Raw genomic sequence first — 12,503 nt, 5'->3', positions numbered from 1 at the left:
TCGGAGGCGTCTGCTGCCAACCCTACGTGTTCGGTTGAACCATGGCAGCCACTACGACATGCTGCCATGGACGTCGCGTGTCCGACTTGGGTCAAGGGGGCTGACCGTGCCATGTGTCAGCATGGTGGCCATGCGTCTGGTTGTACTGGGTTTCGTGTCCGTCCTTGTTCTCGCCGCATGCGGGCAAGGCACCGAGTCTCCGACTCCGAGCCCCACCCCGACGACCGAGGCCTGTCGAGGCACGTTCACTTGGCACTACGGCTCCACGCCGCCGCCCACCAGTGACAATTGGACCCTCACCCTCCACGATGATGGCACTGCCGACTACACCCACGAAGCGTCCCACGTGAACGAGGTGGTCTACGAGGACAACGGCTTCGACGTCGATCCTGCGGCAGCTCAGCGTATCTGCGAGGCCGCTGCCTCGGTGCCTGAGGACTCCGACCCGCTCGTCGGAGGCCCGTACGTGCACTGGGAGCTTTCCGGGGAATCAGGCGGTACCACCCACCTCGATGATGATGCGGCTGGTGCTCTGCTCAGCGCTGCCCGGGAAACAGTGGGCCAGGCCCGCCTCGACGCTGACAGGGATGCCTTCGAACAGTGGCAAACCACCTATGGAGGCTGAGCTGCGCTAGGCTTCGTGCATGGTCGAGGGATTCTGGTACGCGCTGGGGCTCACCATGCTCGCGGGTTTGTCGACGTCGATCGGCGGCGTGATCGGGGTTCTTGGCAAGGCGAAATCGACGTGGCTGCTCGCGCTTGGTCTCGGTTTCTCCGCGGGAGTGATGATCTACGTCTCGCTTGTGGAGATCCTTCCCGAGGGGCGGGATAGTCTCGTCGCGGCGTGGGGCGCAGCGCCTGGCAACTGGGCCGCCCTCGGGGCGTTCTTCGGCGGTATTGCGCTCATCGGCGTCATTGACCGACTCGTTCCCGCATCGATCAACCCGCACGAGCCCAGCACGGTGACCGACAAAGCCCGTTCACGCGCGCTCATGCACACGGGCGTGCTCACTGCGCTCGCACTCGCGATTCACAACTTCCCTGAAGGCTTCGCGACGTTCATCGCCGCACTCCAGGAGCCGCAGGTGGGCGTCGCTGTCGCAGTGGCAATCGCCATCCACAACATCCCCGAAGGACTCGCCGTCGCGGTGCCGCTGCGGCATGCCACCGGCTCGCGGCTCAAGGGTTTTTTGTGGGCCACGCTGTCTGGACTCGCGGAGCCTGCCGGCGCGATCGTCGGCTATCTGCTGCTGGAGCCCTACATTTCCGACGCGCTACTCGGCCTCGTGTTCGCAGGCATCGCGGGGATCATGGTGTTTATTTCCATCGACGAGCTCCTCCCCACCGCTGAGGAGTACGGCGAACACCATTGGGCCATGTACGGAGTGATCGCGGGGATGGCCGTGATGGCGGTCTCGCTCGTCCTGTTTCTCTGAGACACCAGCCCGAGTACCTCGGATTGAGCACCTGCATGCCCGATTTCAATGGGTGTTTTTGCCCTCTGTGAAAAGGACCCCTCGGGCTGTATATTGCTCGCAGAGATGGGTGCAGAGGCATCCTCGAGAACTGTCACATGGGAGAAATACATGAGCAAGCGTGTGTTCGCAGCCCTATCCGCTGCTGCACTTCTGGCGACGGCCGGGGCGGGGATTGCCTCCGCAGATAACACGGACCTCTTCGTCGAGATCCAGCAGCCGGCCGACCAGTCCGTCTACCCGGTCGGCGCGGATGTCCCCGTGGGCGGCAAGGTGGGTGCTGGCGCCGACTCGACCGCAAAAGCCAGCGTGGTGTTCGTCGTCGACGCCTCAGGATCGACGAGCGCACGCGTTAACGACAAGTCGGTCTTCGAATGGGAGCAGGAGGGCGGCAAGGCGCTGCTCAAGTCGCTGCGCGGTGACTCCGAGGCCGTCCAGATCGGTGTCGTCTACTTCGGCAGCACCGCTGTGGGTTACGGGCTTTCCAACAACATGCAGGATGTCGACACGTGGCTCTCCTACAAAATGTACACGCCTCAGGTTGCCTCTGGGGGGACCAGCTGTGAGCTAGGGATGGCTGAGGCTAACCGTCTGCTGGCTGATGCGAAAGGCCACAAGCGCGTCTACTTCCTGACCGACGGAAAGTGCAATGGGTCGGGCAAGAAACTCGCCGCGGAGGTCAAGAAGGCCAAGGACGCGGGCATCGATGTGCGCTCGATTCACACCACCGAGGCTTCGGAACAGTGCCAGCGGGACGCGTTGCAGGGCAATGAATGCATCTACGCCGCCGATCCCTCCAAGCTTGTTGCACAACTGCCCGGCGAGACCAAGCCCACCGTCGAGACCCTCAAGGTCACCGTCACCAACGACAAGGGTGAGGTGGTGAAGGAAGCTGATCTCTCCGACGAGGTTGGCGTCGCGATCATCGAGGACTGGAAGCTGGGTGTTCTGAAGAACCTCCCGGCCGGTAAGTACACCGTCACCGCGAAAGCCACGGCCCAGGGCGGCGCCAGCGCCACCGATGTCGTCACCTTCACCATCGGTGAAGCAGGCGACACCGCCTCGCCGGAGCCGACCGAGACTCCGTCGCCCACCCCGGCACCCGAGCCGGAGAAGCCGAGTCTGCCCAACACCGGCTGCTGACCGGCACTGACCAGCGCTGACGCACACGGCCCCGGTCGAGCATCTCGCTCTTCCGGGGCCGTGTTGCTGTTCGTGTTCAGATCAGAGCTCGTGCTCCAAACGTTCCTGCACTGTACGGATTGCTTCCGCGCTGGAGCGCAGGGCGGTGAGTTCGTCGTCGGAGACGGGCAGCTCGAGCTGCCGCCCGGCGCCGGAGCGGGAGACGACCGTCGGCACCGACATGCAGACGCCGCTGATGCCGTGCCAGTCGTCGAGTTCTCGGGAGACGGGCAAGATGGCGTGCTCGTCGCGCAGAATCGCTGACAGAATGCGGGTGGCGGCCAGGCCGATGGCGTAGTTGGTTGCACCCTTGCCTTCGATCACCTCGTAGGCGGCGCGCACGACGCGGTGGGCGATCTCCGCTCGCTTGGCCGCGTCGAGATGGCTCTTGCCTTGCTCCCACTCGGCGAGCGGGACGCCACCGATGGTGGCCGTGCTCCACAGTGGGATTTCTGAATCTCCGTGCTCACCGCAGACGTAGGCGTGGATGTTGTTGACCGCGATGTTGGTCTCCTGCGCGATGAGCTGACGCAGACGGGCGGAGTCGAGGACGGTACCGGAACCGAAGGCGCGCTCGGGCGGCAGGCCGCTGATTTTGAGGGCCGCGTGCGTCGTGACGTCCACAGGGTTCGTGACCATGAGGAAGATCGCGTCGGGGGAGCGCTCGATGAGCGGCGGGATCACCTGCTGCATCAGCCGCACCGTCGTCGCTGCGAGGTCCAGGCGTGTCTGGCCCGGCTTCTGCTTTGCGCCGGCGGTGACCACGACGACGTCGGAGCCCTCCGTGGCCGCCGGGTCGGACGAGCCCTGGATTACGGCCTCGGGGAAGAACTGCGAGCCGTGCGCGAGGTCGAGTGCCTCCGCGCGGACCTTCGCTTCGTTGATGTCTTGGAGCACGATGTGGCGCGCGGTGCCCTGCATCAGTGCCGCGTATGCGAGCGACGAACCGACCGCTCCCGCACCGATGATGGAGACCTTGGCGCCTTCACGCTGGATGGTATTCACGCCACCATCAAACCACACGGGCCAAGGGTGCGCGGGGGTCCGACTCCGTCCTCAAGCCCCGGTACGCGGTTCGGCCCCCGCGCGGGGATACCGTGCAGGGGCCGAACCGACATTGATGGGCGCTGGGCGTCAGGCGTCGATGAGCAGCATCGCCATGTGCCACAACTCGTCGTTCAGTTCCTGCGGCACCTTGCGGCCGAGCGAGCGCAGCCAGCGACGGATGCGCGGCAGCTCGTCCTTCCACTCCTGCGGCTGGAATCCCACCACCTGGGCCAGCACGTCGGGGTCGATGTCCAGGCCGTCGACGTCGATGTCCTCGGGCTTCGGGAGCAGCCCGGCGGGGGTGTCGAGGGCGTCCACCTTGTCCTCGATCCGCTCCACCATCCACTTCAGCGCACGGCAGTTCTCGCCGAAGCCAGGCCACATGAAGCGGCCCTCGGCGTCGCGACGGAACCAGTTGACGTAGAAAATCTTCGGCAGTTTCCGAGGGTCGGTCTTGGCGCCCATGTCCAGCCAATGCTGGAAGTAGTCGCCTACGTGGTAGCCGATGAAGGGCAGCATCGCCATGGGGTCGCGACGCAGCACGCCCACCGCGCCCTTGGCCGCTGCCGTCGTCTCCGACGAGCACGTGGCGCCCATGAACACGCCGTGTTCCCAGCTGCGCGACTGCGCCACCAGCGGGATGGTGTTCTCGCGCCTGCCGCCAAAAATGATGGCGTCGACGGGCACCCCGCGCGGATCGTCGTATTCCGCCGCCAGCGTGGGGATCTGACGGATGGGGGTGCAGAAGCGGCTGTTGGGGTGCGCGGCCTTCTCGTCGGGACGGCCTCCCTCGGGGCCGTGCTCGCGGGCCCAGGAGCGGCCCTTCCAGTCGGTGAGGTGGGCGGGTGCTTCGTCGGTCATGCCCTCCCACCACACGTCGCCGTCGTCGGTGAGTGCCACGTTGGTGAAGATGGAGTTGCCGGCGTTGATGGCAGCCATGGCGTTCGGGTTGGTGCCCTCGCCGGTGCCGGGGGCGACCCCAAACATGCCATCCTCGGGGTTGACCGCCCAGAGCCGACCGTCGTCGCCAAGACGCATCCAGACGATGTCGTCGCCGAGCGTTTCCGCCTTCCAGCCGGGCAGTGTGGGGTTCAGCATGGCGAGGTTCGTCTTGCCGCAGGCTGACGGGAAGGCTGCCGCGATGTGGTACGCCTTGCCCTCGGGAGACGTGAGCTTCACCAGGAGCATGTGCTCGGCCATCCAGCCCTCGTCGCGCCCCATCGCCGACGCGATGCGCAGCGCGTAGCACTTCTTACCCAGCAGCGCGTTGCCGCCGTAGCCGGAGCCGTAGCTCCAGATGGTGCGCTCTTCAGGGAAGTGGCTGATGTACTTCGTGTCGTTGCACGGCCAGGGCACGTCGCGGGCGCCGTCGGCCAGCGGCATGCCGACGGAGTGCAGGGCGTGCACGAAGCTCGCCTCCCGCTCTTCCATGACCTTGAGCGGCTCTTCGCCCATGCGGGTCATGATCTTCATGGATACGACGACGTAGGCGGAGTCGGTGATCTCGATGCCGAACTTCGGGTCTTCGGCTTCGACGTGGCCCATGCAGAACGGGATCACGTACATCGTGCGGCCGGCCATGCAGCCCTCGTAGAGGGGCGTCATGATCTGCTTCATCTGCTTCGGGTCCATCCAGTTGTTGGTGGGCCCGGCGTCGTTCTCGTCGACGGAGCAGATGAAGGTTTGGTCTTCGACGCGGGCGACATCGTCGGGGTCGGATACGCAGTAGAGGGAGTTCGGTTTCTTGCCGTCGTCCAGTCGGCGTGCGGTCCCGGATGCGACGAGCGCGTCGGCGAGGCGCTCGTACTCGTCGTCGGAACCGTCGCAGAAGTAGACGTCGGCGGGTGTGGTGAGTTGGGCCACCTCGTCCACCCAGCTGATGATGCCGGGATGGTTGGGGATGCGGCCGGAAATGGGCAGGTTGGACAATGCGTCAGTTGACGCGAGCAGCGCGTTCATTCCACTCCTTTGGGGCGCAGCATGCGGGTATAGCCTCACCATAACCCCGCCCCAGCGAGTTCGGCTAATCGGGTGTGTGCTATAGCGTTCGTCCTGACAATGTGGGTGGTCTGCGCGGGGCCTGTGGCCGGGGGTACTGGCGGGACCTAACCCGATATCCACACGCGTTTGCCCAGAAGGGCCAAAATGGCCGGTTTTTCGAAACGAATGTGGATATCGGGTTAGGTGGAGCAGGTAACGTGAGCGTTCTAACCGCCCCAGCATTGGAGCCGCTATGCAAGACACCCTCCGCCCTGGGCTCGCCGCCACCATGGACTACGAAGTCCCGGTTGAGCGCACGGTCCCCCACCTGCTGCCCGAAGCGCCTCATTTCCGCGAGATGCCCGAGGTGCTCGCCACCGGATACATGGTGGCGCTCATCGAATGGACGTGCATGCAGGCACTCGACGGCCACCTTTCCGACGGGGAGAAAACCGTCGGTGTGCACGTCGACCTGAGCCACGAAGGAGCCACCCCCATCGGCCAGCCCGTGCACTTCAAGGTGGAGCTCACCGACGTGACGGAACGCGGAAAGCTCACCTTCGCGGTGGAAGCCACCGACGACAAGGGCTTCATCTGCCGTGGCACACATGGGCGTGCCGTGATCGACGTGGCCCGCTTCGAAGCCAGCCTGGACAAGCGACGGTAGGCCCCGCCGTCGTGCGGAGTCTGGTCAGGGGTGCGGGGTAGGCTCTGCCCATGCTGGACCTGCACCGCCGCCCGTGGCTCGCCGTCGTAGTGGGCGTCGTGGTGCTCGTGCTCGCCGCATTGGGGGCTACGAGCGGGTTGGGTCCGCTCATCGAGGATCAGCCGCGCGATCCCATTAGCATCGCGCCGCCGCAGATTCCCATCACCAGCCCCTCGCCCAGTGACGCTGCCCCTGACACGGGGGAGGAACTGCAGCCGCCCGCGCCTCCGGCCTGGTTTTCGGAGTTGCTCACCGCGCTCATCTGGCTGATGGCCGCGACGGTGATCGTCGGCTTGGCAGTGTGGTTAGCCCTGCGGCTGCGACGCGTATCGTTTCGACACAGTGCCCCGGGCCAGGAGGGGGTCGAGGCGCCGGAGGTACGAGAGGAGGAGCTCGTAGAACAGTTCGACGACACCCTCGCCCGGCTGCGCACCGGCGTCGGGGTGGAGGATGCCGTGGTGGAGTGCTGGCGCAAGTTAGAGGCGACGGCAGCACGTGCGGGAGTGGCGCGTCGGGCCACGGACACGTCGGAGGAATTCATCCTCCAGGTGCTCGCGGGCACCAGCGTCGACGAAGTGGCGCTGCGTGAGCTGGGCGGGCTCTACACCCAGGCGTGGTATTCCGGTCGCGTGCCTGGCGACGATGCGAGGGCCAGGGCTGTGGCCTGCCTGGAGCGATTGCGAAACTCGATGGAGGCACGGGTATGACGGCGCAGCAGTGGAAAGAACTGCCTCGTCAAGTGGGTATTGGCCTGGCGGTCGCGGTGGGGATCGTCGTGGCGGCGGGTCTGGCTGGTTACAAGGTGTACCCGTGGCCACTGCTGGGGCTAGGGCTCGTGGCGGGCCTCGCGCTGTGGCTCGTCGTCACCCATCACCCCGCCCCGCCCGACGCCGCCTGGCCGGTGCCGTCGCCGCCCGCACCTGCGTTGACGGGGAACGCCGACGTGACCACGCGCCGCACCGCGGTCCTCCTCCGCGACGCCCAACCTGGCCGCGCCTTCACTCATGAGAAGCTCCAGCAGACTCTCGCCGAACTGACCTGCGGGAGGCTTCGTCGGGCGGGCGCGCTGCCCCCTGAAGCGGGTATCGAGGAGGCGCTGCCCCACATCAGCCGGGCGTTGGGCACTTACCTCCGCACGTCTCCCGCGCCGCCCCTCAACCGTCGCACTATGCGCACCTACTTGAAGGAGATCCAGCAACTATGACGCTCAGCATTTCCGACGCTGCCAGCATCGCCAATCGAGTGCTCGACGCCGTCGACAGCGTGGTGGTGGGTAAACGAGACGAGCTCTCGCTCGTGCTCGCGGGCATCCTCGCTGGCGGCCACGTGCTCCTCGAAGACCTACCCGGGCTAGGCAAAACGCTGGCGGCACGCTCGCTGGCGCAGGCGTTGGGGCTCGACTTCGCCCGCGCCCAATTCACGCCCGACCTGCTCCCTGCCGACCTCACCGGCTCCTTCGTGTACCAGCAATCAACGAGCAGCTTCGAGTTTCGCGAAGGCCCCATCTTCGCTGGTCTCCTCTTGGCTGACGAGATCAACCGCACCCCGCCCAAAACCCAATCGGCGCTCCTCGAGGCGATGCAGGAACGCCAGGTCACCGTCGAGGGCAAGACCTTCCCGCTGCCGGCACCGTTCCACGTGCTGGCTACGGCAAACCCCGTCGAACACGAAGGCACCTATCCGCTGCCTGAGGCCCAGCTCGACCGCTTCCTACTCCGCCTGAGCTTCGGGTACCTGAGCGCGGACGGGGAGTGGGACGTGCTGGCCCGACGGATCAGTCGTCGCCGGGAGGACACCACCGTTGCCCCCGTATGCACCGCCGACGAGTTGCTTGCCGCGCAGGCCGCTGTCGAGGAGGTGCATGTGTCGGAGCCGGTAGGCCGCTATGCCGTCGACGTGGTGCGGGCCACCCGCACGCATCAGCACACGCTCGTGGGTGCGTCGCCGCGAGGCTCGCTGGCGTTGGTGCTGGTGGCGCGGGCGGTGGCGCTCATCGCTGGCCGGGACTTCGTCACCCCCGACGACATCAAACGCCTCGCCATCCCGGCACTGGCGCACCGCATCACATTGAAACCCGAGCTGTGGCTCACCGACGTGACGCCCGACGTCGTGGTGCGCCAGGCGTTGGACAGCGTGCCGGTCCCGGACGCCGAGCAGTGACGCAGCCCACAGCCGCACACACGCGAGCCTGGCTCGCGGGGGCCGGCGCGCTGCTGATCGGCGTGCTCGTCGGGCGTGTCGACGTGCTGCTGCTCGGTGTGCCCTTCCTGCTGTACGCCTTGTGGGCGGCGGTGTCGCGCCCGGAGTCGGTGCCGGAAGTGACACCCAGCATCCATCACACCCAACTGGATGAAGGCGACGCCCTCGCTTACCGGATCACCGCGCCGAGCTGGCGCGGGTTCGTCGCCATGCAGGTGGAAGGTCAGCCAGGGCTCGGCACCACGCCCGAGATGGGGGCGACGGTGGCGTGCGGCGAGCGAGCCACCGTCGACGTGCAGCCTGAGCGCTGGGGGAGGTACGTCGTCGACGTGGGGCCGGTGCTGCTGACCGACGCGCTCGGTGCGTGGCAGGCGGCCGGCGCGAGGCAGCAGTTGCGGCTCACGGTGCGGCCGCAGTCGGAGCGCATCGTGGGTGGGTCCGGGGTGCAGCGCCCCATCGGCATGAGCGGACTCCACCGCTCTCGGGTGCGAGGCGAGGGCACCGAGCTCTCCGACGTCCGCGAGTTCACCACTGGTGACAGGCTTCGTCGCATCAACTGGCGGGTCACCTCCCGACTGCCTGGCGTGCACGTTAACCAGATGCTCACCGAGCGAGACACTGACGTGCTCATCGTGGCCGATAGCGCCCTCGACGTGGGCGTTGCGGAAGGGAGCAGCACGCTCGACGCGCTCGTGCGCGGTATCACGGGTGTGACAAGGCATTACTGTGCATTCGGCGACCGCGTTGCCGTCCACGACCTGGGTGCCCGCATCGGCTCCGTGCGGTCTGGCACTGGCAACCGGCAGCTCCGCACCGTCATCGGCAAGCTGGCGCGGGCCCGCTCGACGGGGCAGGGTGACGACCGGGTGCGGCGAGTGCGCTCTCTCGCCACTGGCACGCTGGTGTTTGTATGTTCGCCGCTCATGGAAGCTGACGTGATCGACGAGGTCGTGCGGCTGCGCAACGTGGGCGGTGAGGTGGTGGTGATCGACACCTTGCCTCCGGACGTGGGTACGAACTTCGACGCTTTCCGCGCCGACTCGTTCCTTGCCGAGGCCTGGGCGCTACGACGGATGCAGCGCGAGCATCTCGTCGAGCGGCTCGAAGCGGTGGGCATTCCGGTGGTCACGTGGGAGGGCCCCGGCACGTTGGCGGCGGTGCTGCAAGCGATGGAGGCGGCGCGGCAGGCGCCGAGGATGCGGCGATGATTGAGGGCGGTTTCGACTGGGTGTACGTGGCGCAGATCACCAGCGGGCTGCAGTGGCTGCTGCGCATGGTGGTGCTGTCGGCGGCAGCGGGGGTGCTCGTCGCGGCCAATATGTGGGCGCCGTTCGTACTAGCGCCGTATCTGTCGACTGCGTGCGCGGTGGTGGCGCTGTGGCTCACGGTTCGGCCGGAGTCGAAGACGGGCGGGGCGTTCGTCGCGCTCGTGATGCTGTGGTGGCTCGTTGCCGGGGCCGAGGCGCCGCTGTGGCAGGCCGGAGTGGTTGCACTGCTGCTCGCGGTGCACCATCTGGGTCTCGCCTATGCGGCAGCTGCCCCGCCCTGGGCGGGGGTGGAGTGCAGCGTCTGGCGGCAATGGCTGCGTGGCTTGGGTATATACCTGGGGATATGCGTGGTAGGGGTGGCGCTGGTGATGGCCGTCGTCGTCGCACCTGTGCCCAGAGGGGCGCTGTGGGTGTGGCTGGGCGCCGGGGGCGTCGTGGCGGCTGCGGTGTTGGTGCGCCGAGAGCGGGCGCGCTGAGGGGTGGCGCAGAGCGGGGCTATCCACGCAGCTAACCCAATATCCACACGCGTTTGCTCAGGAGGGCCGATTTGGCCTGTTTTTCGAAACGCGTGTGGATATTGGGTTAGGCAGGCCGGGGTACCCCGGCTGGGGACGCCGGTTACCGCAGGTCGAAGCCCAGGTCGAGCACGGGCGCGGAGTGGGTGAGCGCGCCGACGGCGATGTAGTCGACGCCGGTGGCCGCGTAGCTGGCGGCGTCGGCGAGCGTGAGGCCCCCGCTGGCTTCGGTGGCGACGCCCGCCGCCTGTGCGATGGCAACGGCGGCGCGGGCGGCGTCGGGGGTCATGTTGTCGAGCAAGATGAGCGAGGCGCCGGCGTCGACGGCCTCCCGTACCTGGTCGAGGGTGTCGCATTCCACCTCGACGGGCACCTCCGGCGCATGGCTGTGCACGGCGTCGAATGCCGCGGTGACGGACCCCGCAGCCAGGACGTGGTTGTCCTTGATGAGCGCCGCGTCGCCGAGGCCCATGCGGTGGTTGACGCCCCCGCCGCAGCGCACCGCGTACTTCTGCAACACGCGTAGTCCGGGCACGGTTTTGCGGGTGTCGCGCACGGCGCTGTCAGTGCCGCGAAGCGCGTCGGCCCACGCCGCCGTCGCAGTGGCCACGCCGGATAGCTGCGACACCAGGTTGAGCAGCGTGCGCTCGGCGGTCAGGAGCGTGGCGACGCGCCCGCGCACGGTGAGCACGCGCTGCCCAGACTCCACGCGGCTGCCGTCCGCCGCGACAATCTCTGACTCCACCGTCTCCCCATGCCGCGCCGCGAGCACATGCGCCACAGCAGCTGCGACGGGCACCCCGGCGAGTGTGCCCGACGCGCGGGCCACCACGTCGGCGGTGCCTTCCGCGTCAGCGGGGATGGTGGCGTGGGTGGTGACGTCGTCGCCCCACTGGAGGTCTTCGTTGAGGGCGCGGTTGATGACGTCGAGCACGTGCGCCTCGGCGAGCCCGCCGTCGGCGAGTGCGTTCGTGATGTGACTAGGCAGCATGGTCGGCCCTCTCTGGTGTGGTCTGGATGTCTGCGCGACGGTGACAGCCGCGCGATTCGCGTCGGGCCGAGGCGGCGAGGGTGATCTGGAGCGCTGCCTCGCGCAGCTGCGACGCGTCGAGCGCGGCGTCGGATGTGGCGGACGTGGTGGGCAGGGCGGTGAGCGTGTCGGCCGCGGTGCGTAGGCCGCCCTCGTCGCGGAGCACCCCGACGTGACGGTCCATCGTCGTGCGTAGCAACGGGAGCGCTGCGGGGTCGGTGAGGGGGATCGTCGGGCGAGGTTCGGGGAGCACGGCAGCAGGAAGGGCGTTGTCAGCGAGCAGTTCGCCGCATCGGTGACCCATGACGAGCGCCTCGGTGATGGAATTCGACGCCAGCCGGTTGGCGCCGTGAACCCCCGTGCCGGCCACCTCGCCCACGGCGAACAGGCCCGGCACCGACGTGCGTCCGGCCATGTCGGCTGCCACGCCGCCGCACAGGTAATGCGCGCCGGGGCGCACAGGGATGGGTTGGGTGGCTGGGTCGATGCCACGGGCGCGAAGCAGGGCCTGGATGGTGGGGAACTGGCGGCTCCACCCGTCGCGCACAAGGTGGCGGGCGTCAAGCAGCATGTGCGGCCCGCCGGTGGTCTGACAACGCTCTTCGATGGCGGCGGCGACGACGTCGCGCGGCGCCAGCTCAGCCAACGGATGCGCGGCGGGCATGAAGCGACGGCCGCTGGCGTCGACGAGCACCCCGCCCTCGCCGCGCACGGCCTCGCTGATGAGCACATCTCGGCCGTCGACCCGCGGGGCGGCGAGCACCGTCGGGTGGAACTGCACGAACTCAACACCGCGGAGTGCAGCGCCGACGCGGGCAGCCATCGCCAGGCCGTCGCCCGTAGCCACAGAGGGATTCGACGTGAGGGTCCACGCCTGCCCCACCCCGCCGCTCGCCAGCACGACGGCGCCGGCGCGCCACTCGTGCACCTCGCCGTCGCGCACCGCACGCACGCCGCAGGCACGGCCGGAGGCTGAAGTGAGCACGTCGACGGCGCGCATGTTCGGGTGCAGCGTGGCGGGGGAGTCGCCGTCGAGGATGCGATGAAGCGCGGCGACGAGCGTGCGCTGCACCTCGTGGCCCGAAGCGTCGCCGCCGGCGT

General features: G+C 67.7%; 13 protein-coding genes. 9 read left to right on the top strand and 4 right to left on the bottom strand.

The genetic code is table 11. The annotated features are described in order from the left end of the window. Positions 1-130: 130 nt before the first annotated feature. The 3 genes from Q0X68_RS02235 to Q0X68_RS02225 all read left to right on the top strand — a co-directional run bounded on the left by Q0X68_RS02235 (position 131) and on the right by Q0X68_RS02225 (position 2,618). Entirely contained in the window at positions 131-625 is a 495-nt protein-coding gene (locus Q0X68_RS02235; protein WP_297746938.1) for a hypothetical protein, read from the top strand. 19 nt (positions 626-644) lie between these two features. Next, complete coding sequence (gene zupT, locus Q0X68_RS02230) at positions 645-1,436, top strand: zinc transporter ZupT (RefSeq protein WP_297746935.1); 792 nt, start codon at positions 645-647, stop codon at positions 1,434-1,436. Between the two features lie 150 nt (positions 1,437-1,586). Beyond that, positions 1,587-2,618, top strand: coding sequence for a VWA domain-containing protein (locus Q0X68_RS02225; RefSeq protein ID WP_297746932.1), 1,032 nt, complete (start codon positions 1,587-1,589; stop codon positions 2,616-2,618). 81 nt (positions 2,619-2,699) lie between these two features. Here Q0X68_RS02225 and Q0X68_RS02220 read toward each other — a convergent pair whose 3' ends face one another. Both Q0X68_RS02220 and Q0X68_RS02215 read right to left on the bottom strand, forming a co-directional pair. Further along, entirely contained in the window at positions 2,700-3,662 is a 963-nt protein-coding gene (locus tag Q0X68_RS02220; RefSeq protein WP_297746929.1) for an L-lactate dehydrogenase, read from the bottom strand. A 129-nt stretch (positions 3,663-3,791) separates the two neighbouring features. After that, entirely contained in the window at positions 3,792-5,663 is a 1,872-nt protein-coding gene (locus tag Q0X68_RS02215) for a phosphoenolpyruvate carboxykinase (GTP) (RefSeq protein WP_297746926.1), read from the bottom strand. Positions 5,664-5,937: 274 nt separating this feature from the next. On the opposite strand from Q0X68_RS02215, the gene Q0X68_RS02210 reads away from it, so the two are divergent. Genes Q0X68_RS02210 through Q0X68_RS02185 form a run of 6 tightly spaced genes read left to right on the top strand, consistent with a single transcriptional unit; the run spans position 5,938 to position 10,333 of the window. Next, positions 5,938-6,351, top strand: a complete 414-nt coding sequence (locus Q0X68_RS02210) for a thioesterase family protein (protein ID WP_297746923.1) — start codon at positions 5,938-5,940, stop codon at positions 6,349-6,351. 50 nt (positions 6,352-6,401) lie between these two features. Then, complete coding sequence (locus Q0X68_RS02205; RefSeq protein ID WP_297746921.1) at positions 6,402-7,097, top strand: DUF4129 domain-containing protein; 696 nt, start codon at positions 6,402-6,404, stop codon at positions 7,095-7,097. Next, a complete protein-coding gene (locus tag Q0X68_RS02200) occupies positions 7,094-7,594 on the top strand; it encodes a hypothetical protein (RefSeq protein WP_297746918.1) in 501 nt (166 codons plus the stop codon). The genes Q0X68_RS02205 and Q0X68_RS02200 overlap by 4 nt, the downstream gene beginning before the upstream one ends. Beyond that, complete coding sequence (locus Q0X68_RS02195) at positions 7,591-8,550, top strand: MoxR family ATPase (RefSeq protein WP_297746915.1); 960 nt, start codon at positions 7,591-7,593, stop codon at positions 8,548-8,550. The genes Q0X68_RS02200 and Q0X68_RS02195 overlap by 4 nt, the downstream gene beginning before the upstream one ends. After that, positions 8,547-9,797: a DUF58 domain-containing protein gene (locus Q0X68_RS02190; protein ID WP_297746912.1), complete on the top strand. Its 1,251-nt coding sequence runs from the start codon at positions 8,547-8,549 to the stop codon at positions 9,795-9,797. Before Q0X68_RS02195 ends, Q0X68_RS02190 begins: the two co-directional genes overlap by 4 nt. Beyond that, entirely contained in the window at positions 9,794-10,333 is a 540-nt protein-coding gene (locus Q0X68_RS02185; RefSeq protein WP_297746909.1) for a hypothetical protein, read from the top strand. Before Q0X68_RS02190 ends, Q0X68_RS02185 begins: the two co-directional genes overlap by 4 nt. Positions 10,334-10,475: 142 nt before the next feature. Here the strand turns inward: Q0X68_RS02185 and nadC are convergent, their stop codons facing one another. Together nadC and Q0X68_RS02175 are read right to left on the bottom strand one after the other, a co-directional pair. Beyond that, the gene (gene nadC / locus Q0X68_RS02180) at positions 10,476-11,363 is read right to left on the bottom strand and encodes a carboxylating nicotinate-nucleotide diphosphorylase (RefSeq protein ID WP_297746906.1); all 888 of its coding nucleotides are present in this window, start codon (positions 11,361-11,363) and stop codon (positions 10,476-10,478) included. After that, the coding region (locus tag Q0X68_RS02175) for an L-aspartate oxidase (RefSeq protein WP_297746903.1) at positions 11,353-12,503 on the bottom strand (1,151 nt) is incomplete at its 5' end. The genes nadC and Q0X68_RS02175, both read right to left, overlap by 11 nt.

The sequence above is a fragment of the uncultured Tessaracoccus sp. genome (genome assembly GCF_947286155.1).
In the GTDB taxonomy this organism is placed as follows: Bacteria; Actinomycetota; Actinomycetes; order Propionibacteriales; family Propionibacteriaceae; genus Arachnia.
The sequence above is the reverse complement of the archived record's forward strand: the minus strand, read 5'-3'. Positions and strand labels throughout refer to the sequence as shown.

Coding starts and splice junctions, on each gene's coding strand:
- Q0X68_RS02195 (WP_297746915.1), top strand. CDS start 7,591: ATGACGCTCAGCATTTCCGACGCTGCCAGCATCGCCAATCGAGTGCTC.
- Q0X68_RS02200 (WP_297746918.1), top strand. CDS start 7,094: ATGACGGCGCAGCAGTGGAAAGAACTGCCTCGTCAAGTGGGTATTGGC.
- Q0X68_RS02215 (WP_297746926.1), bottom strand. CDS start 5,663: ATGAACGCGCTGCTCGCGTCAACTGACGCATTGTCCAACCTGCCCATT.
- Q0X68_RS02205 (WP_297746921.1), top strand. CDS start 6,402: ATGCTGGACCTGCACCGCCGCCCGTGGCTCGCCGTCGTAGTGGGCGTC.
- zupT (WP_297746935.1), top strand. CDS start 645: ATGGTCGAGGGATTCTGGTACGCGCTGGGGCTCACCATGCTCGCGGGT.
- Q0X68_RS02210 (WP_297746923.1), top strand. CDS start 5,938: ATGCAAGACACCCTCCGCCCTGGGCTCGCCGCCACCATGGACTACGAA.
- nadC (WP_297746906.1), bottom strand. CDS start 11,363: ATGCTGCCTAGTCACATCACGAACGCACTCGCCGACGGCGGGCTCGCC.
- Q0X68_RS02185 (WP_297746909.1), top strand. CDS start 9,794: ATGATTGAGGGCGGTTTCGACTGGGTGTACGTGGCGCAGATCACCAGC.
- Q0X68_RS02225 (WP_297746932.1), top strand. CDS start 1,587: ATGAGCAAGCGTGTGTTCGCAGCCCTATCCGCTGCTGCACTTCTGGCG.
- Q0X68_RS02235 (WP_297746938.1), top strand. CDS start 131: ATGCGTCTGGTTGTACTGGGTTTCGTGTCCGTCCTTGTTCTCGCCGCA.